Annotated in this window: 16 protein-coding genes and 1 pseudogene; 8 read left to right on the forward strand and 9 right to left on the reverse strand. The window is 64.1% G+C overall.

The window, feature by feature from the left end; genetic code table 11:
* Positions 1-50: 50 nt before the first annotated feature.
* On the forward strand, positions 51-665 hold the full coding sequence (locus NCS67_RS18430) for a DUF3005 domain-containing protein (RefSeq protein WP_175979519.1): 615 nt from the start codon (positions 51-53) through the stop codon (positions 663-665).
* A gap of 75 nt (positions 666-740) precedes the next feature.
* Here the strand turns inward: NCS67_RS18430 and NCS67_RS18435 are convergent, their stop codons facing one another.
* Complete coding sequence (locus NCS67_RS18435; RefSeq protein ID WP_008352886.1) at positions 741-893, reverse strand: hypothetical protein; 153 nt, start codon at positions 891-893, stop codon at positions 741-743.
* A 152-nt stretch (positions 894-1,045) separates the two neighbouring features.
* Here NCS67_RS18435 and NCS67_RS18440 point away from each other — a divergent pair, with 152 nt between their 5' ends.
* The 3 genes from NCS67_RS18440 (at position 1,046) to NCS67_RS18450 (ending at position 2,716) form a co-directional block, all read left to right on the forward strand.
* Positions 1,046-1,498 carry a hypothetical protein gene (locus NCS67_RS18440; RefSeq protein WP_175979520.1) on the forward strand — a complete coding sequence of 151 codons (453 nt, stop codon included), beginning with the start codon at positions 1,046-1,048 and terminating at the stop codon, positions 1,496-1,498.
* A 107-nt stretch (positions 1,499-1,605) separates the two neighbouring features.
* On the forward strand, positions 1,606-2,208 hold the full coding sequence (locus NCS67_RS18445; RefSeq protein WP_175979582.1) for a short chain dehydrogenase: 603 nt from the start codon (positions 1,606-1,608) through the stop codon (positions 2,206-2,208).
* An 82-nt stretch (positions 2,209-2,290) separates the two neighbouring features.
* Positions 2,291-2,716 (forward strand): GNAT family N-acetyltransferase, encoded by a 426-nt coding sequence (locus NCS67_RS18450; RefSeq protein ID WP_250436041.1) that lies wholly within the window; start codon positions 2,291-2,293, stop codon positions 2,714-2,716.
* Here NCS67_RS18450 and NCS67_RS18455 read toward each other — a convergent pair.
* From NCS67_RS18455 to NCS67_RS18475, 5 genes and pseudogenes are all read right to left on the reverse strand, one after another.
* Entirely contained in the window at positions 2,713-3,651 is a 939-nt protein-coding gene (locus tag NCS67_RS18455) for an SMP-30/gluconolactonase/LRE family protein (protein WP_250436043.1), read from the reverse strand. The two genes, NCS67_RS18450 and NCS67_RS18455, sit on opposite strands and share 4 nt — an antisense overlap.
* 28 nt (positions 3,652-3,679) lie before the next feature.
* A pseudogene (locus NCS67_RS18460) lies at positions 3,680-4,733 on the reverse strand (HipA domain-containing protein).
* Positions 4,733-4,987 carry a helix-turn-helix domain-containing protein gene (locus tag NCS67_RS18465; protein ID WP_250436095.1) on the reverse strand — a complete coding sequence of 85 codons (255 nt, stop codon included), beginning with the start codon at positions 4,985-4,987 and terminating at the stop codon, positions 4,733-4,735. Before NCS67_RS18465 ends, NCS67_RS18460 begins: the two are co-directional and overlap by 1 nt.
* Before the next feature lie 135 nt (positions 4,988-5,122).
* Positions 5,123-6,700 (reverse strand): aldehyde dehydrogenase (NADP(+)), encoded by a 1,578-nt coding sequence (locus NCS67_RS18470; RefSeq protein ID WP_008352875.1) that lies wholly within the window; start codon positions 6,698-6,700, stop codon positions 5,123-5,125.
* Positions 6,701-6,924: 224 nt separating this feature from the next.
* On the reverse strand, positions 6,925-8,454 hold the full coding sequence (locus NCS67_RS18475) for an MFS transporter (protein ID WP_008352874.1): 1,530 nt from the start codon (positions 8,452-8,454) through the stop codon (positions 6,925-6,927).
* Positions 8,455-8,792: 338 nt separating this feature from the next.
* On the opposite strand from NCS67_RS18475, the gene NCS67_RS18480 reads away from it, so the two are divergent.
* Both NCS67_RS18480 and NCS67_RS18485 read left to right on the forward strand, forming a co-directional pair.
* The gene (locus tag NCS67_RS18480) at positions 8,793-9,512 is read left to right on the forward strand and encodes a helix-turn-helix domain-containing protein (RefSeq protein WP_008352872.1); all 720 of its coding nucleotides are present in this window, start codon (positions 8,793-8,795) and stop codon (positions 9,510-9,512) included.
* A gap of 165 nt (positions 9,513-9,677) precedes the next feature.
* On the forward strand, positions 9,678-10,976 hold the full coding sequence (locus NCS67_RS18485) for an SUMF1/EgtB/PvdO family nonheme iron enzyme (protein ID WP_250436045.1): 1,299 nt from the start codon (positions 9,678-9,680) through the stop codon (positions 10,974-10,976).
* A gap of 18 nt (positions 10,977-10,994) precedes the next feature.
* On the opposite strand, the gene tatA is transcribed toward NCS67_RS18485, so the two are convergent.
* From tatA to NCS67_RS18500, 3 genes are all read right to left on the reverse strand, one after another.
* Positions 10,995-11,198 (reverse strand): Sec-independent protein translocase subunit TatA, encoded by a 204-nt coding sequence (gene tatA / locus NCS67_RS18490; protein ID WP_008352869.1) that lies wholly within the window; start codon positions 11,196-11,198, stop codon positions 10,995-10,997.
* 234 nt (positions 11,199-11,432) lie between these two features.
* Positions 11,433-13,649, reverse strand: a complete 2,217-nt coding sequence (locus NCS67_RS18495; protein WP_250436047.1) for a TonB-dependent receptor — start codon at positions 13,647-13,649, stop codon at positions 11,433-11,435.
* Between the two features lie 242 nt (positions 13,650-13,891).
* On the reverse strand, positions 13,892-15,109 hold the full coding sequence (locus NCS67_RS18500) for a PepSY-associated TM helix domain-containing protein (protein WP_175979524.1): 1,218 nt from the start codon (positions 15,107-15,109) through the stop codon (positions 13,892-13,894).
* A gap of 261 nt (positions 15,110-15,370) precedes the next feature.
* Between NCS67_RS18500 and NCS67_RS18505 the strand changes: the two genes are divergently transcribed.
* A complete protein-coding gene (locus NCS67_RS18505) occupies positions 15,371-17,536 on the forward strand; it encodes a TonB-dependent siderophore receptor (protein WP_175979525.1) in 2,166 nt (721 codons plus the stop codon).
* A gap of 170 nt (positions 17,537-17,706) precedes the next feature.
* On the forward strand, positions 17,707-18,630 hold the full coding sequence (locus NCS67_RS18510) for a sterol desaturase family protein (RefSeq protein ID WP_008352862.1): 924 nt from the start codon (positions 17,707-17,709) through the stop codon (positions 18,628-18,630).
* The last annotated feature ends 9 nt before the right edge of the window (positions 18,631-18,639 follow it).

An 18,639-nucleotide genomic window follows, 5' to 3' on the forward strand; every position in this document is an offset into this window, starting at 1 on the left:
CTTGCGTGAGGGCTTGGTCAATTCAGGTCCAACTGCAACGGAGCAATGCGATGAACAACGCTGAATCAAACGATCCGCAGAACAAGCAGAAGGAGCAGGTCGCCGACAGTCCGATCAAGACGCCCGGCGCGGAAACCGCTCACGTGAAGATGAGCGATGCGAACAAGGCCGCAGCGGGCGGCGAAGCGCACGCGGGCGCGGGCGCCGGTGCGAAGACGGAGACGACGAAGGCAGGCATGCATGTCGGCCCGCAAGGTCTCTATGAGAAGCCGCCGCGCGGCGTCGATGTCGCCAACGACGACGGACTCGACGACACCGTCGATGCCGACGCGAAGAGCATTCATGCGCGACGCGAAGCGGAAATGCTCGCGCGCGAGCCGGATTCCGTCATCACTTCGAATGCGACGACCGTGAACTTCGTACCCGAACCGGGCGACGGTCTCGGCGGCTTCGACAGCCGTCCCGGCCGCAATGGCGTGTTGCTTGCGCTGGAGCGGGGCTATCGCCTGATCGATCGCGGCATGGTCGCGCCGACGGTCCCCGAGGTCGAAGACAAGGTGCGTTTCGAAGGACGCGACCCGCACGGCCACACCTTGCGCGGACGCAAGCACTACGCGCTGAATCATCTGCGTCCGTCGCGGCTCTTCGAGCTCGAACGGAAATGAGCACGACCGCCGTCGCGCATAAGCAAAGAGCCGCATGGACTATGCGGCTCTTTTTACTTGCGTGGGCTTCGCGCGTTACTTTTTTTCTTCCTTCTCGTCATCGGTTTCGATGCGCGTCACGCCGCCCGTTGCAGGCGGATCGCTCGCGGGGAACGTGTCTTCGACTGCCTTGTCGAGATCTTCGTCGTCACGTTCCGAATGCGGATTCTGTTCCTTCAGATTGCCCATCGTCTGCTCCTTTGCTCGTTGCTGATCGACGTAATGCGAAGCAACGCGCGTTCCTTGAGCGTGGCACGGCGTATGCTCAGGGACACGGCGAACGAAGCGCCGCAGCGCAACATACATCGCCGGCGCACGAGAGTCGATAAAGGGGAAACCACATGACGACCCACGCATACGACGGTTACACGCAAGAGACCGAAGAGACCACGCAACTTGAACCGGCTACGCGCCACGCCGTTACGCCCGAGCAGCGCTTTACATCGGCGATCGCGTGTCTCGGCGCGGCCTGGGCGCTGTCATGGGCCGAGTTCGCATTGACGCTCGCCATCGGGCTTCCAGGCGATGCATCGAGCCATCCGCTCGCCGCGATGGTCGCGTCGCGGGTGCTCGTCGGCCTGCTCTATGTGTGCGTTGCATCACGCCTGCAATGGGCGCGCTGGCTGACCGTCGTGCTCGGATTCGTGTCGGTCGCCCTCGTCGCGCCGACCCTTGCGCTGCAATGGCATATCTTTCCGGCGGCCGCGTTCGTCTGCGGCGTCGGACTCGTCTGCAAGTTCGCGGCGTCGCTCTATCTTCTTTCGCCGATGCCAGGACGCCTCGCGACGCACTAGCCATTCGTAACTCGCGGTTTGCAATCCTTGAAGCGGACGCGGCTTTTTCGCGCGTCCGTCCGCTCGCACAATGCATGACCACCTTCAACGTCATCCATGCGAGCCCGATCATGAAAATCGCTGTCATTGGTGCAACCGGCACGGTCGGCCAGGCGGTCGTCGCCGAATTGAAAGCCCGTCACGAAGTCATCGAAATCGGTGCGACGCGCGGGGCGCATCGCGTCGATCTGCTCGATCTCGACAGCATCAGAAAGCTCTTCGAAACCATCGGCAAAGTGGATGCGATCGTCGCGACCGCCGGTCATGTGCACTTCGGCCCGCTCGTGAAGATGACGCCGGAGCAATTCCGTCTCGGTCTCAACGACAAGCTGATGGGCCAGGTCAATCTCGTGCTCACCGCGCGCGATTACCTGAACGACGGCGGCTCGTTCACGTTGACGAGCGGCATCGTCGGCGCGGAGCCGATTCGCGAGGGCGCGAGCGCGGCGGCGGTCAACGGCGCGATCGAAGGCTTCGTGCGCGGCGCGGCGATCGAACTGCCCCGCGGCCTGCGCATCAACGTCGTGAGTCCGACGATGCTCGAAGAGGCGCGCGAAAGCTTCGGCCCGTATTTTCGCGGTTTCGAGGCCGCGAGCGGCGCGCGCGTGGCGCTGGCGTACAGCCGCAGTGTCGAGGGCGCGGAGACGGGGCGCATCTATACCGTCCACTGACACTTGCGCGCGCGAAGTGTGCATGGAGCGCGACGCATCGATCGCTTATGCTCGGCGCTTCGAAAAACTCATGGAGCGCGCGATGCAATGGACCCGGGACGGCTATCGGCTGAGCACGGACATCGACGAATTCGACTTCGATGTCGTGCATCGCTATTTGAGCGAAGTGGCGTACTGGTCGCCGGGCATCGCGCGAGAAAAGGTCGAGCGCGCCGCGCGTCATTCGCTCGCGTTCGGGCTCTTTTACGGCAACGCGCAGATCGGCTATGCGCGCATGATTACCGACACGACGACATTCGCCTATCTCGCGGATGTGTTCGTGCTGCCCGAGCATCAAGGCGCGGGCCTCGGCACATGGATGATCCAATGCGTGATGGCGCATCCCGATCTTCAGGGGCTGCGCCGAATGATGCTCGTCACGTCCGACGCGCACGGGCTCTACGCGCGCTTCGGCTTCGCGGCGAGCCAGCATCCCGAGCGCATCATGGAGAAGATCGGCAAGGCTTAACCGCCTTTCACGCCTTGCGTATTGACGTAAAGCGCATAGAGCCCGTGACTCGCCGCCATGAACAACCGGTTGCGATGCCGTCCGCCGAAGCACACGTTCGCGCAACGCTCGGGCAAGTCGATGTGGCCGATCGCTTCGCCTTGCGGCGTGAAGACGCGCACGCCGTCGAGTTCGGCGTCGCCCATGCCCCAGCCGCACCACAGGTTGCCGTGAATATCGACGCGAAAGCCATCGGGGGTGCCGGGGCCCGCATCGATGAGCGGGCGCGCCTCGCCTAGCCTGCGGCCGCCGTCGAGCACGTCGAACGCGTAAATCTTGCGCGGCGTCGCGCGCGATTCCACCACATACAGCACCGATTCGTCCGGCGAGAACGCGAGACCGTTCGGGCCCACGAAGGCGTCGATCATCATCGTGATTTCGCCGCCCTGGCCATCGACGCGATAGACGCAGGGCTTCAGTTGCGCCTCGTTCTTTTCGCCTTCGTAGAAACCGTCGATGCCGAAGGTCGGATCGGTGAACCAGATCGAGCCGTCCGACTTCACGACGACATCGTTCGGCGAATTGAGCGGCTTGCCGGCGTAGCGATCGGCGATGACGGTGATCGATCCGTCGTATTCGGTGCGCGTCACGCGCCGCGTCAGATGCTCGCAGCTTACGAGCCGGCCTTCGCGATCGCGCGTGTTGCCGTTCGCGTTGTTCGACGGCTTGCGAAACACGCCGACTTCGCCGCTCTCTTCGTCCCAGCGCAGGATGCGATTGTTCGGGATGTCGCTCCAGAGCAGATAGCGGCCGTCGCCGAACCAGACCGGCCCTTCGGACCAGCGCGCGCCCTGATACAGACATTCCACCGACGCCGATGCGATGCGCAGTGCATTGAAACGCGGGTCCAGCACGCGCACGGCGGGGTCGGGATAGCGGCGGTCGGGGTGGGTCATCTTTCTTGTCTCCGGTTGGGGGTTGTCTTCACGGTTCGCCGGCGGCCACGCCGGTCAACTCGGCGATCGATCTGTTCAGGCCATCGAAGATACGCTCGGCGACCCGAGGCGGAAAATCGCCGGGCAATTGCGCTGTCACTTCGTCGATGACCGTCGGCGCGGGTTCGACGATGTGCCGGATGATCGGCTCCGCGCTGTCGCCGAAACCGCATCTCTGCGCCATCGCGTCGAAGTGCCGGCGCTTGATCTCGCGAAACGCGTAGCGCCTGCTCGCACCGGGGATGGCCATCGCCAGCTTCGCCTTGTCCCACGACCATTGGTTGGCGCCGTCGCCTTCCCCTGGCCAGATCGACATGACGTCATAGAGCGGCGTGAGGCGGTATTGTCCGCCCCTCGCCAGAAGAATGCTGAAGTTCTTCGCGTGACCGTCGGGCGCGGCCAGCAGCCAGAACAGGATCTGCGCGCTCACGAGCGTTTGCACGTCACGGCGCGCTTCGGTCGACTGTTGCAGCACGCGCGCGAGATCGCGTCGGCGTCGCGCCATGGGGCTTGAGCCATCGTCCGCCGTGCCGCAGCAGCGCGGTCTTTTCCTGCGCGCCCGCGAGCGAAATGCGGAAGTCGTCGTCATGGTCGGTGCCCAAGGGCATGCCGCCGGCCACCTGATTCAGCAGGCTTTCGACGTCATCGTCGCTGAACGGCGTTCCTTCGATGCTTTCGATGTCTTTCGGCGCTTCGTCGTCGGCAAGCAGTTGCACGGCACCGACACAATCGCGACCGATGGCCCGCAGCAAGTCGAACGCATCGGCGCTGTCGGTCTGAAAGCGCTGCGCGATGCGGCGGCGAATCGGCTCGCTGTCGGGCAGAAGATTGTCGACGTAGTTGAGCACGGCGTCGCCTTTCAGCGGCGCGCCGTCGAGACCGATCGGCAGCGACAGCGAGAGCGGACGTGCCTCGTCCGAGCGAATCCACTCGGTGTCGTATATGAGTTCCGCCGGTCCGCGCGTAGGCAGATTCCACGTTGCCACGCGCTTTCCGTTGGCCCATACGAACAACGCGCGGGAACGAAGCCGACGCCCGGCCATTACCAGTCGGCCTCGTTTGCTTCGATCAGCGACGTGTCGGGCCGGGCCTGCACCAGCAACTGGAGGCCGTAGACGCCGAACATCGCGAGGAGTTGATCGAGCGTCAGCGAGCTTGAATCGCGCTCCAGGGTAGAAAGCCGGCTTTGGCTGATGCCGAGGCGCGCCGCCGCCTGCGTCTGCGTCAGTCCGGCCTGCTTGCGGCCGGCCGCGAGCACATGGCCCATCTGCGCGACTGTTACGATAACTTGTTGCATGGCGCGAAATATCTGTGTGGCGAATAAAAGCAGTTTATTCGCCACACAGATAATCGGTCACCTACAAATCAGAGCGAGTATCTGCGAGAAGAATAAATGCCGTTTATTCGTCCCGCAGATATTCGATGCCGGCGCTCAGTTCGGCCCCAGCTCTCCATCCCTCAGACGCCACAAGTTCAATGGATTGTCGTCCGCCAGCGCAGCCGGCAACAGCGCCGCCGGCAGATCCTGATAGCACACCGGGCGCAGGAAGCGCTCGATCGCCATCGCGCCGACCGACGTGGAACGGCTGTCCGATGTGGCCGGGAACGGCCCGCCGTGCACCATCGCGTAGGACACTTCGACGCCCGTCGGAAAACCGTTCGCGAGAATCCGGCCCGCCTTGCGCTCGAGCACCGGCAACAAGCGCCGCGCAAGCTCGACGTCGCCCTTTTCCATCAGCAGCGTCGCGGTGAGTTGGCCTTCGAGATGGCGCGCGACGGCGATCATCTCGTCCTCGTCGCGGCAAATGACGATCACCGACGTCGGTCCGAAAATCTCGCCCGACAGTTGCGGCTTGGCCAGAAATTCCTCCGCATTCACGCGATACAGCACCGGCAGCGCGCCGCTCGATGCGTCGCCCTTCACGCCGGTCGCGATATTGCGCGCGCCGGACGCGTCGCGTTCCTGGATCCCGCTCGCGTAGGCCGCGGCGATCTGCGCGGTGAGCATTGTCTGCGTTTCCTTCTTCATGATCGCGGTGGCGGCAAGATCGATGAAGTCGTCGAGATCCGGCCCCTCCAGCGCGATCACGAGGCCCGGATTCGTGCAGAACTGGCCGACGCCGAGCGTCACCGAATCGATGTAAGCCGCCGCCAGCGTGTCGCCGCGCGCTTCCAGCGCGCCCGGCAACGCGAAAACCGGGTTCACGCTGCTCATTTCGGCGAAGACGGGAATCGGCACCGGGCGTTTCGCCGCGATATCGACGAGCGCGAGCCCGCCGCGCCGCGAGCCGGTAAAGCCGACGGCCTGAATCGCCGGATGCGCGACGAGCGCCTCGCCGATCGCATTGCCCGCGCCGACGACGAGCGAAAACGTGCCCTCGGGCAAGCCGTTGTCGGCGACCGCCTTCTGCACCGCGCGGCCGACGAGTTCGGACGTGCCGAGATGCGCCGGATGCGATTTCACGACCACCGGACAGCCCGCCGCGAACGCCGAGGCGGTATCGCCGCCCGCCACCGAAAACGCCAGCGGAAAATTGCTTGCGCCGAACACGGCGACCGGGCCGAGCGGAATCTTTTGCAAACGCAGGTCGGATCGCGGCAGCGGTTTTCTGTCCGGCTGCGCGGAATCGAGCGTCGCCGAGAGCCAGCGGCCCTCGCGCACGAGCGATGCGAAGAGCCGCAACTGCCCGACCGTGCGGGCGCGCTCGCCTTCGAGACGCGCCTTCGGCAGCGCGGATTCGGCCATCGCGCGCTCGATCAGCGTATCGCCGAGCGCGATGATGTTGTCCGCGATCGCTTCGAGAAACTGCGCGCGCGTTTCGAACGGCGCGTGGCGATAGTCGTCGAACGCCGCTTCGGCCAGCTCGCACGCGCGCGCGACTTCCGCCGCGCCGCCGCCGCCGAACTCGGGTTCGAGATCGGCGTTGCGCGCGGGGTCGAACGCGCGGAGCGTGGCATCGGTGCCCCGCACGGCCGATGCCCCGATCAGCATCTCTCCGGTGATCTTCATTTCAGCTCCTCATCTCTTGTTGGCGATGGGCGGCGAGCGCTAGGCGCGGCCGCCCGCTAAAGCGAGTGACCCGCGCCCCGCGCAAGCGTTCCGCGCGAGGCGTGCGAGTGGTCATCGAGAGCGGTGAAGCAAATGCGGTGCGCGGTCGAAGCCGAAGCGAAAACCGGTCTTGCGTTGACGCCAGAAACTATAGGCGCGACGCACCACTTGCGAAAGGAAGCGCCTCAGGTTTTGGCGACGGGCGTCGCGGACTTCCTGAACGTGATGTGCGCGATGCGCCGCACCAGCAGCGCCGCCACGAGCGCGGCGACGGCCGTCAGCAGCACGCCGATGTGGATCGACTGCACGAGCGCGTCGCGGGCGGCATCGAAGAGCGCGGGCCCGTCGAGACCGGCCGCGCCCAGTTCGGCAAGGATGCGCTCGCGCAACGCTTCATCGACGAGAATGCGCGGATCCGACAGCCGCGGCAGCCACTGCGCCGACACCGACGGCCCGAGCACGCTCACCGTGCGCGCCACGACGCTCGCATAGTGATGCGCGACGATCGTCCCGACGATGCTCGTGCCCATCATCCCGCCGACCATGCGCGTCGATTGCAGGAGCGCCGTCGTGATGCCGAAGCGCTCGCGGCCCGCGATCTCCTGCCCGAAGATATTCATGTTGTTGAGGATGAAGCCGAGGCCGATGCCGGTCGCGGCCATCGGCAATTCGATCCACACGTGCGGCGTCGATTCGCGCGCGAACGCGAGTCCGACCGACGCGATCAAGAGCAGCGTGAAGCCGATCGACAGGATATTCACCGGCTTCTTCATGTGAATCACGATGCGCGTGTTGATGAAGCTGCCGAGCGCGATGCACGCGGCGATGGGCGTCGCGAGCAGACCCGCGGCCTGCGGCGACAGGCCGAAGCCGCCTTGCAGCAGGAGCGGCGCGAAGAAGATCAGCGAGAACATCACGAAGCCCGCGAGAAACGAGAGCGTGAAGAGCGTGTTCATCTGCGCGTCGCGGAAAATGTCGAGCGGGATGATCGGATGCGTCGCGCGCCGCTCGCAGATCAGGAGCGCCACCGCGCACACCGCTACGCCGATGCCGAGCGCGACATTGGCGGCCGTCAGCCCGTCCTGCGGCAGCGCCTCGATCAGCGCCTGAAAGCCGCCGAGCACCAGCGCGACGAGCGCCGCGCCCGTCCAGTCGATCTTCACGCCGCCCTCGCGCGGCCGATGCAGGTTCGGCAGATGCGCCCAGATGAAATACAGCGCCGCCGCGCCGACCGGCAGATTGACGAGAAACGTCGAGCGCCAGCCCCAGTGCTGGCTCATCCAGCCGCCGAGCGACGGCCCGGCCGCCGTGCCGATGCCGTAAGCCGCCGCGAGCACGACCTGCCAACGCACGCGGGCGCGCGGATCGGGGAACAGATCGGGAATCGACGCGAACGCGGTGCCGACCATCATCCCGCCGCCGACGCCCTGCAGCCCGCGCGCGAGCACGAGGAACAACATGCTGGGCGCGAGGCCGCACAGCACCGACGCGACCGTGAACGTAATCACCGCGGCGATCACGAAGCGCTTGCGGCCGAAGTAGTCGCCGAGCCGCCCGAACACCGGCACCGTCACGACCGACGCCAGCAGATACGCGCTCGCGATCCACGCGTAGAACTCGAAGCCGTGCAGCTCCGCCACGATCGACGGCAGCGCGGTGCTGACCACCGTCTGATCGAGCGCGACGAGCATGTTGACGAGGCCGATGCCGAGCATCGCGTAGAGAGCGGTTCTGAACGGTAAAGCAGGCGGCGATTGAGTCACGGTCGGGCGGGCGGGATGGAGAAGTGCTAAAAAGAGATCGCGCCGCCGTTTGTTAAGCGGACGCTGATGTAGAAGAACCACGAATTGTACGGCCTGCCTTGCGCCAGATCGACCTATCGCAAAAAAGCATCGGCGCTGATTCGGTCGACCATTGGCGATCTCGGTAAAAAAGCAACCCAGGAAGGTAAAAAAGTTTGACCGATGCCGTGCCCGCGTCAATTTTTCACGCGGGCCAATGGTTGCCCTATGGGAGAATCGTTTTGTCATTCATCAACAAAACGAAGCCCAAAATGTCCGTCGTGTCCGAACTTTCCCGTGCGCGCCGCAATTCGGCGCACTGCTCCACGTGCGCGATGCGTCATCTGTGCATGCCCGAAGGCCTGTGCGCGAACGACATCGCCAAGCTGGAGAACATCATTTCGGTGACGCGCAAGGTCAAGCGCGGCGACGCGCTCTTTCGCGCGGGCGACCGCTTCGATGCCCTGTTCGCCGTGCGCTCCGGGTCGATCAAGACGGTCATCACGCACGACGGCGGCCGCGAGCAGGTGACGGGGCTGCTGCTCGCGGGCGATGCGCTCGGTTTCGAAGGCATCGAGGAAGGCGAGCATACGTGCGATGCGATCGCGCTCGAAGACAGCTCCGTCTGCGTCGTGCCGTATTCGCTTTTCGAGCGCATGTGCCGCGAAACCGACGCGCTGCAAAAGCGCCTGCATCGCATGATGAGTCACGCGGTGAACCGCGAGGCGAATCACGTCGTGCGGCTCGGCATGCTGCGGGCCGACGAGCGCGTCGCGCGGCTGCTGCTCGATCTTTCGTCGCGGCTGTCGAAGCGCGGTTACGCGTCGTCGGAATTCACGCTGCGTATGACGCGCGACGACATGGGCAGCTATCTCGGCATGACGCTCGAAACCGTGAGCCGCACCCTGTCGCGTTTCGACAAGGCGGGCCTTATCGAGACGCAGGGCAAGTTCATCCGCATTCGCGACTTCGACGCGCTGCGCGCCGTCTGACGGGACATCGTCTGCGATTATTGCGTCGGCCCGAATAATCGCCGCCTATTTTTCTGTTGGCATGCGCTTCGCTACGGTTTAGTCTTTTCGATTCGACCGACGCGCGCTACGGCGCGCGTTTTGGTCGATTGCGAAGCCACTGGCCAGCCACGGAGATTGGGCGACATGAACCGCGAACCTTCCCTGCGTCATCCGCTGCTCGAGCGCCTCGCCGAAGCGCGCCGCGTCACCGACGAGCTTTTCAATGTCGTCAAGCCCGAGCACCTTTACGACAGGCCGATCGCCGAGCGGCATCGCATCGTTTTCTATATCGGGCATCTCGAAGCCTTCGACCGCAATCTGCTCGATCAGCGGCTCTTCGATCTGCCGAGCCCGAATCCCGCCTACGACCAGCTTTTCGCTTTCGGCATCGATCCGGTGGACGGCGGCCTGCCGACCGATCAACCGTCCGACTGGCCTTCGCTCGACGAAGTGCGCGCGTATCGCGACACGGTTCGCGCCGAGATCGACGCGCATTTCGATCCGATCAGGATCGCCGCGGCGCCGCTTTCGGCAGACGAGCCGCCCGCGAAGCTGCTCGAAGTGGCGATCGAGCATCGGCTGATGCACGCGGAAACGCTCGCGTACATGCTGCATCAATTGCCGGTCGATAGAAAAATCGCGCCATCGAATGCGTTTTCGGAACGTTCGTCGGATCGCGATCTGTCACACGAAAGCGTGCGCGTGCCGGCGGGCAGCACGACGCTCGGGCTGACGCGGGAAAGCGGCCTGTTCGGCTGGGACAACGAGTTCGGCGAGGAACGCATCGAGGTGCCCGCGTTCGAGATAGACCGCCATATGGTCACGAACGGCGACTATCTGCGTTTCATCGATGCAGGCGGTTACTGGAATCGCGATTACTGGGACGACGCCGACTGGGTGTGGAAGGAAGAGCAGCGCATCGCGCACCCGGCGTTCTGGATTCCCGGCGACGACGCGAACGCATGGCAGCTACGCACGATGTTCGACGAAATCGCGCTGCCGCCCGACTGGCCCGTCTACGTGAGCTACGCCGAAGCGAAGGCGTACGCGCGCTGGGCGGGCAAGTCGTTACCGACCGAGGCGCAATGGCAGCGCGCCGCATCGGGCGCGCCGCATGTCGCGGAAGGCAACTTCGATTTCCGCCGATGGGACCCGGCGCCGGTGCAGGCGCATCCGGAGAATCGCAGCGAGTTCGGCGTCGAAGGGCAATTCGGCAACGGCTGGGAATGGACGTCGACGGAATTCGGCCCGCTGAACGGCTTCGAGCCGTTTCCGTTTTATCTCGGCTATTCGGCGAATTTCTTCGACGGCAAGCATTTCGTGATAAAGGGCGGCTCGGCCCGCACGGCGGCGTGCATGTTGCGGCCGAGCTTCCGCAACTGGTTCCAGGGGCATTACCAGTACGTCTATGCGGGATTTCGCTGCGTGAAGAACATTGATTGAGCGATCACCGCGCGCAACTTATCGTGCGGTCACATCCTTGGCCGGGACGTCGATGGTCGCCGTTGCATTGGCGGCCGGCGTCGCGCTTTCGCCCACGCCATCCTTGAAAGCCTTGACCGCGCCGCCGAGATCGGAACCGACGCTACGCAGCTTTTTGGTGCCGAAAACGAGCGCGACGATAGCCAAGACGATGAGCCAATGCCCGATGCTGAGACTTCCCATATCACCTAACCTCACAGAGATAAACGTTGAAACCGGGCGGAATGCGCAAGATTTACTCGACGCCCCGCTCGCACTTTGCGTATTCTGTCATAAAAATCAACAACTTATGTGACCCCGTTTTGAACTGCGCTCGGTAAACGGCCGGCTCCCGAGTATTTATTGCCTCTGGCCCCAAAATGGAAACGCCGCGCGTCCTCACGAACGCGCGGCGTTTTTCGCTTGCTATCGACGAGATCAGAAATCCGTCGTCACCGACAGCAGCACCGTGCGCGGCGCGCCTTGCGTCAGATAACCGCCGATCGTCGAAGCCCAATACGACTTGTTCGCGACGTTGAGCACGCTCGCGCGGAACGTCGTCGGCTTGCCATAGATCACGGTCGCGTAACGCGCGCCAAGGTCGAAGCGGTTCCAGTGCGGAATCGACAGCGTGTTGGTCGTGTTGAGATACTGCGACCCGGTATAGATCCAGCGCGCCGTCAGCGTGAGGCCGTTGAGCATCGGCACGTCGTACTCCGCGTTCACGTTGAACATGAACGTCGGCACGCCGATCGGCTTATTGCCGTCCAGGGAGGCGTCGCCGAGACCGTATTGCGTCGCGTGGATATACGTCGCGCCCGCGATCAGGCGCACGCCGCGCACCGGCTCGCCGAACACCGACGCCTCGATACCCCGATGGCGCTGCGTGCCGTCCGAGACAAAAACGTTCGACGTGTTCGTGTAGGTCAACGGCTTTTCGATCTGGAACGCCGCGATCGACGCGCCGTACTGACCGTTGTCATACTTTGCGCCGACTTCCCATTGCTTCGACTTCTCCGGCGGCAGCAGTTGCCCGGTGTTGACCGCGGTTGACGGCGCCGCCTCGCCTATCGTCAGCGCTTCGCTATGGTTCGCGAAGAACGACACGTTCTGCCACGGCTTCACGACGAGACCGAACAGCGGCGTCGTCACCGAGTCGTTGTAGGCCTCGGTCTGAACGCCCGTGTAGTCGAAGTTGTTCGCGTGGATGTCCTGATGACGCACGCCGACCGTGAACAGCACGCGGTCGTTGAGGAAGCCGAGCGTGTCGGAGATCGAGACGCTGCGCAGCAGGCTGAGCGACGTGGTTTGCGGATCGGCGAGATTGCCCGCCTGCCCGATCGTCGCCGGATACGGAACCTGCGGCGTGTCGTAGATGCTCGACGCCCAAGAGCCGCTGTACGTGTACGCCGACCTCGAATCGACGCGCACGATCGACGCGCCCGCCGTCACGAAGTGCGACACCGGGCCGGTGTTGAAGTGACCGCGCACGCCGGCTTCGGCGGAAGTGCCGTCTTCCTTGTGCGGCACGCCGAGACGCGATTGCGTGACGCCCGTCGTATTGATGCTCGGCGACGAATACTCGCCGTGCTCGTCCGTATGACGCACGCCGCCCGTCACGTAAGCCGTCCAGCCGGGCAGGAAATCGTATTCGGCGCGCAGGATGCCGACCGTGTCTTCGATCGAACTGTAGTTCCACGACTGCCCGTAGTTGTACGACGCCGACGGCGGTTCGGGAATGTAGTTGGCGTAGTCGTAGACCGTCGAGCGGCCGCCGTTCACGCGCTGGCGCTGATACAGGAAATCGGCGTACAGACGCAGTTTGTCGCCGCGCCAGTCGAGCGCCACGGCGGTCGTGTTATCCCGCCGATGTTCGTTGTCGATCGACGTCTCGCCGTCGTGATTCGCCTGATTCACGCGGATGCCGAACTGCCCTTCGCTGCCGAATCGGCGGCCGACATCGACATGCGCGCCGATCGTACCGGACGTCTCGCCATCGATCGTCACGCGCGTGAGCGGCTTGTCGTCGGCGCGCTTGAGTTGCAGATTCAGCCCGCCGCCCACCGCCGAGCCGTTCGGCGATGCGCCGTTCAGAAACGCGTTCGCGCCCTTGAATACATCGACGCGTTCGAGCGCATCCGTCGAGACGAGCTGACGCGGCGTGATGCCGTAGAGACCGTTGAGCGAGACGTCATCGCCTTGCAGCTCGAACCCGCGAATGATGTACACCTCGGAGAAGTTGCCGAAGCCGAACGCCGTACGCACCGCCGGATCGTTCGCGAGCACGTCCGAAAGCGTGCGCGCCTGCTGGTCCTCGATCAGCTTCGACGTGTACGTCGTCATGCTGAACGGCACGTCGATCATCTTTTGCTGGCCGAGCACCCCGAAATCCGCGCCGCGCGCGACCTGGCCCCCAGCGTAGGTCGGCGCGAGATCGCCGGGCAACTGTTCCTTCGACGCCTGAACCTTGACGGCCGGCAGCGTGCTCTCGGCGGGCGAATTCGCGCCTTCAGCGTTGCTTGCGCCGGACGATTGCGCGTGAGCGGACAAGGAAAACACCGCCGCGACAGCCGCGACGATGGCTACGCTCGACGCGCGACGGACGAGCGCCTTCGCAGGCGTGGCCTGCAAGGTGGAAACACGGGAAACGGGCATGAATCAGAGGAGGAACGTCGAAGTTGGTCGGTCTTCCGTCCCGGGGCGCGAATGGAATCCGGGCGGCATTGTTCTGAGCGTCGAAGCAAGCCGCGCAAGCGCGCGGCAGCCCGAGGCCGTTGTGCGCCGCATTATATTGCAAATAAGAGTCGTTATCATTCCGATAACGAGAGATTTGTCGGAACGCAACGTCTGACGCGCGTCAGGCTTTTGAATCGCGCTTTATGCGAGGGTCTTCGGATTTACGAAGTCATTGAACGTGCCGACCGCGCATCGGCGACGGCGGCCGAATGACGGCGCGCCGCGCGCTTCCTGAACCAGATGATGAGCCCCGTCGCGCTGAGCACCGCGACCGCGATGCCCACGGCGCTCACGAGAATCCGTCCGCCGAGGCCGACGATGCGCCCCGAGTGCAGCGGAAACTGCGCCTGCATGAAGATGTCGCCGGCCGAGCCGCGGCCCGGAATCGTCGATCCCGCGAGCGCGCCCGTCTGGGCGTTGTAGTACAGCCAGGCGTTGCCGAGACCAACGTCGCCGTGATCGTGCCCCGGCGCGAAGAAACCGACGCCGTAAGCCTTGAACATCGGCGCGTAGTAGAGCGCGCCCGGCGGTTCGGTCAGGTTCTCGCGTTTCGCGTCGCGGGCGGCCATCTCCAGAATCTGCTCGCGCGTCGCTGGCGCCTTGCCCGGCGGGCCGGCGCGCACGAGTTCGGGGTTGTCGAGGAAAGAAGGCGAAAGCTTCGAGAACATCGATACGACCGGGCGCATCACGGGTTCGGAAAGATTCATCGAGATCGAGGTGAGCGCCATGACGAGCAGAAGGCCCCAGATCCACACGCCGCCGGAGCGATGCAGGTCGAACGTCAGCGCGTAGCCGCCGCGCTTCACGCGGAACGCGAACGACTTGCGCCACGCCTTCACGCTCGGAAACGACAGAATCAGCGCGATGCCGCTATCGAAGAACCAGAGAATGCCCACGATGCCGATGAGCCACGTGCCGATATCGAAGCCGCCGACGACCGGCAAATGCAGCGTGTAGTGCAGCTTGTAGAGGAACGGCATCAGATCGATGCGCGCGAGCGACACCGCGCCCCACATGCGCTGCGCCTGCACCTGCCCCGTCGCGGGATCGACGGCGATCTGGTTGTACGGCACGTCGAACGGCGCGTTCGTCGCCGGATTCGTGCGCGGCATCACCATCATCTGCGCGGTGTGCCCCGGCTCGATGCCGAGCGGCAGGTACGTCACCTCGACGCGCGGATCGGCCGCTTCGACGCGCCGCGCGAGTTCGAGCGGCGGAAGCGCGGGCGCATCGGTGCGCGCGTTGAAGAACGACGGATTCAGCAGCGCGTCGATCTCGTGATCCCACGCGATGATCGCGCCGGTCAGACCCGAGACGAAGAGAAAGAGCGCGGTCGCGACGCCGAGCCAGCGATGCAGGCGAACCAGAACCGGCCTCATGCCCGCGAGTCCTCGGAGCGATAGTCGTGCGCGACGGCGATCATCTTTTCGACGTGATGTAAATAGGAATTGTTCGCAATTCTATCGACGACTGATCGGCCACACAAGCTTCTCGTAAGCTGCTTACCGATTTTTTGTCGCGAACCCGTGCCGACAGTGGAGCAAAAGTTTACAAGCTCGCGATGTTCAGGGCAGAATGCCGTCGCCCGATAATGCGAACGATTCGCATTTAAAACAACTTCAAACGACGAAGGACAGACCATGAAATCAGCGACGCGCTCGCGCGCATTCCCGGCCACATCGACGATGCGGCCTTCGACCCTCGCCGCCCTGCTGCTCTTCGCGATGAGCCAGTCCGCGATGGCGCAAGGCAGCGACGGCGCGCAAGCCGCCGATCAACCCCACGAGGCGTCGCTGCCGGCGGTGTCCGTCACCGCGTCGCAGGACACGCTGCAGCATCTGCGCGACGACGTGTCGAGCGGCGCGCTCGGCTCGCGCACGCAACTGGAGACGCCCTTCTCGACGACGATCGTCACCGGCGAGGAGCTCGCCGACCGGCAGGCCAACAAGCTCGGCGACGTCTTCGCGCAGGACGCGTCCGTGTCGGACAACAGCAATCCGTACAACGCGTGGGCGAGCTACATCACCGTGCGCGGCATGCAGCTCGACTGGCAGAACGGCTTCAAGCTCGACGGCCAGCCGTACAACGGCTACGGCATCACGATGCCTTACGAGCAGCTCGAAAGCGTCGAACTGCTGAAAGGGCTGTCGGGCTTCATGTACGGCTTCGGCGCGCCGGGTGGCGTCGTGAACTACGTGACGAAAAAGCCGCCCGCGACCGACAGGCAGATCGCGAGCGTCGATGTCGGCTATCGCTCGACGTCGGTCTGGACCGAGCATCTGGATCTCGGCGGGCGCGTCGGCCCGGACAGCGTGGTCGGCTACCGCTTCAACGCGACGCACGAGGAAGGCAAGACGTACAACGACGGCAACGTGCGGCGCGATTCCTTCTCGCTCGCCGCCGACGCGCGCCTGACCCGCGATCTCACCGCGACCTTCGGCGCGCTGTATCAGGAGCGGCATGCGTCCGGCATCACGACGGCGATTTCGACCGCGCGATATACCGGCACGTCGCTGCCGGCGACGCTGTCCGGCGGGAGCAGCACGCTGCAGACGCCCGATCAGCATCTGAACACCAACCTGCAGATCTACACCGCCGGCCTGCAGTACAACCTGAGCCCGGACTGGACGCTCTCGGCGACGTACAGCTTCAGCAAGAGCACGCGCTATCGCAACGAAGGCACCTGGTATCTGCTCGATCAGGCAGGCGATTACGACGACTATCGCTTCGAAGGCAAGGAAGGGCATCAGCTGAACACGTTCCGCGTGATGGCCGAAGGTCTCGTGAAGACGGGACCGCTCAGGCATCAGCTCGTGTTCGGCGCTGATTACCAGAAGCAGACGACCGACTACGGCGCGAACTCCTTCTATGCGCAGCTCGGCACGGGCAACCTCTATCAGCCGAACGTGAATCGTTACGACAGCTCCGGCTTCTACACCTATCGCGCCGCCGACGTCACGCAGAAGGCGCTGTTCGCGAGCGACACGATCGCGCTGACCGAGCGCTGGTCCGTGCTCGGCGGCCTGCGCTACACGAACTACGAGCAGCACGGTTACGGCCTCGACGGCAGCACGTCGTCGACGTACACGCAAAACGGCGTGCTCACGCCAACCGTCGCGCTGATGTACAAACTCACGCCGGGCACGACGCTCTATGCGAGCTATGTCGAATCGCTCGAAGCGGGCAACGTCGTCGGCGACACCTATGCGAACGCCGGGCAATTGCTCAAGCCGCTGCGCAGCAAGCAATACGAAGTCGGCGTGAAGAGCCAGAACGCACGCTGGAGCGCGACGGCCGCGCTGTTCCGCATCGAGCGCGGCGCGCAGTATGCCAACAGCGACAACGTCTTCGTCGAGGACGGCGAGTCGATCTTTCAGGGTGCCGAAGCGGGCGCGGACGTGCGTCTCGGCCGGGACTGGACCGTCGGCGCCGATCTGATGTGGATCGCGACGCACTACGAGAAAGGCTCGACCAACAACGGCAATCGCGTCGCGGGCGCGCCGGGATTCGTCGCGGCGGCGCACGTGAATTACGCGGTGCCCGTCGTTCCGGGCCTGACGCTCGGCGCCGATGCGAAATTCACCGGCAACACGAGCCTCAGTCCGTCCGGCGACATCAAGGTGCCGGGCTATCTGGTGATGAACCTCGGCGCGACCTACACGACGCGCATCGCCGGACATAACGTCGGGCTGCGCGCGGCCATCGACAATCTGACGAATCGCCGTTACTGGGAATTCCAGTATGCCGATTACATCCAGCCGGGCGAGCCGCGCACGCTCTCGCTCAACGCGCGCGTCGAATTCTGAGCCTTGCCGCGCGACATGCCTTGAAATAACTGGTCCGAGAGGCCCGCCCCTTGTGCCGCAAGGCTTGGCGGGCGGGCCGTGACATTCCGTGAAATAGTTTGCGCGTGGTTTTTAACCGGGCCGATCGCCACAATGGGTTCATTCGCAACCACCCACCAAGGCGAACAATCATGGAACTGGAACTGCTCGGAAAAATCTCGATGTACGTGATGGGCATCGTCCTCACCGCGTCGCTGCTCGAGGCCGTCGTCCTGCATTTCAAGTACAAGGGCACCGACAAGGCGTTCGACTGGCACGAGACCTGGATCTCGCTCGTCGATCTCGTCGGCCGCAAGCTCCTCGCGTTCCTGCCGCTCTCGCTCGCGACGCCCGTCTTCAACTTCGCGTGGGAGCATCGCATCCACACGGTCACGACGAACACGGCGCTCACGCTGTTCCTGCTCTTCATCGGACAGGAGTTCTGCTACTACTGGTATCACCGCGCGTCGCACACGATCCGCTTCTTCTGGGCGAATCACGCGGTGCATCATTCGCCGAACCAGTTGACGCTGTCGTCGGCGTATCGGTTGGGCTGGACCACCAAGATCGCGGGCTCGGCCATCTTCTTCACTCCGCTCGTGTGGTTCGGCGTGAAGCCCGACGTGGTGCTCGCGGTCGTGTCGATCAACCTCCTCTATCAGTTCTGGCTGCACGCAACTTGGATTCCGAAGCTCGGCTGGCTCGAATATGTGTTCAACACGCCGTCGGCGCATCGTGTGCACCATGCATCGAACGCGACATATCTCGATGCGAACTTCGGCGGCGTGCTCGTCATCTTCGATCGCCTGTTCGGAACGTACGTGGAAGAGCGCGCCGATGAGCCGTGTGTCTACGGCCTGACGACGCCGGTGACGTCGCATAACCCGATCGTCGTCGAGATGCAGCACTGGGTCAGCCTCGCGAAGGACATGTACAACGCGAAGAGCGTGTCGGATGCGGTCGGCTTCCTGCTGCGTCCTCCGGGCTGGCTGCCGAACGGCGAAGGCGACACCACCGAAGAATTGCAGAAGCGCGCCAAGTCGATCGAACAACAACCGGCCCACGCGGGCCGATAACGAAAGCCT

It is taken from the genome of Caballeronia sp. ATUFL_F2_KS9A (assembly GCF_023630765.1).
In the GTDB taxonomy this organism is placed as follows: Bacteria; Pseudomonadota; Gammaproteobacteria; order Burkholderiales; family Burkholderiaceae; genus Caballeronia; species Caballeronia zhejiangensis.

What these genes read in the sequence shown, in the direction of transcription:
- NCS67_RS18450 (WP_250436041.1), top strand. Translation starts at nt 2,291, where the DNA reads ATGCAATGGACCCGGGACGGCTATCGGCTGAGCACGGACATCGACGAA.
- NCS67_RS18440 (WP_175979520.1), top strand. Translation starts at nt 1,046, where the DNA reads ATGACGACCCACGCATACGACGGTTACACGCAAGAGACCGAAGAGACC.
- NCS67_RS18430 (WP_175979519.1), top strand. Translation starts at nt 51, where the DNA reads ATGAACAACGCTGAATCAAACGATCCGCAGAACAAGCAGAAGGAGCAG.
- NCS67_RS18485 (WP_250436045.1), top strand. Translation starts at nt 9,678, where the DNA reads ATGAACCGCGAACCTTCCCTGCGTCATCCGCTGCTCGAGCGCCTCGCC.
- tatA (WP_008352869.1), bottom strand. Translation starts at nt 11,198, where the DNA reads ATGGGAAGTCTCAGCATCGGGCATTGGCTCATCGTCTTGGCTATCGTC.
- NCS67_RS18475 (WP_008352874.1), bottom strand. Translation starts at nt 8,454, where the DNA reads ATGCTCGGCATCGGCCTCGTCAACATGCTCGTCGCGCTCGATCAGACG.
- NCS67_RS18505 (WP_175979525.1), top strand. Translation starts at nt 15,371, where the DNA reads ATGAAATCAGCGACGCGCTCGCGCGCATTCCCGGCCACATCGACGATG.
- NCS67_RS18510 (WP_008352862.1), top strand. Translation starts at nt 17,707, where the DNA reads ATGGAACTGGAACTGCTCGGAAAAATCTCGATGTACGTGATGGGCATC.
- NCS67_RS18465 (WP_250436095.1), bottom strand. Translation starts at nt 4,987, where the DNA reads ATGCAACAAGTTATCGTAACAGTCGCGCAGATGGGCCATGTGCTCGCG.
- NCS67_RS18470 (WP_008352875.1), bottom strand. Translation starts at nt 6,700, where the DNA reads ATGAAGATCACCGGAGAGATGCTGATCGGGGCATCGGCCGTGCGGGGC.
- NCS67_RS18500 (WP_175979524.1), bottom strand. Translation starts at nt 15,109, where the DNA reads ATGAGGCCGGTTCTGGTTCGCCTGCATCGCTGGCTCGGCGTCGCGACC.
- NCS67_RS18455 (WP_250436043.1), bottom strand. Translation starts at nt 3,651, where the DNA reads ATGACCCACCCCGACCGCCGCTATCCCGACCCCGCCGTGCGCGTGCTG.
- NCS67_RS18495 (WP_250436047.1), bottom strand. Translation starts at nt 13,649, where the DNA reads ATGCCCGTTTCCCGTGTTTCCACCTTGCAGGCCACGCCTGCGAAGGCG.
- NCS67_RS18435 (WP_008352886.1), bottom strand. Translation starts at nt 893, where the DNA reads ATGGGCAATCTGAAGGAACAGAATCCGCATTCGGAACGTGACGACGAA.
- NCS67_RS18480 (WP_008352872.1), top strand. Translation starts at nt 8,793, where the DNA reads ATGTCCGTCGTGTCCGAACTTTCCCGTGCGCGCCGCAATTCGGCGCAC.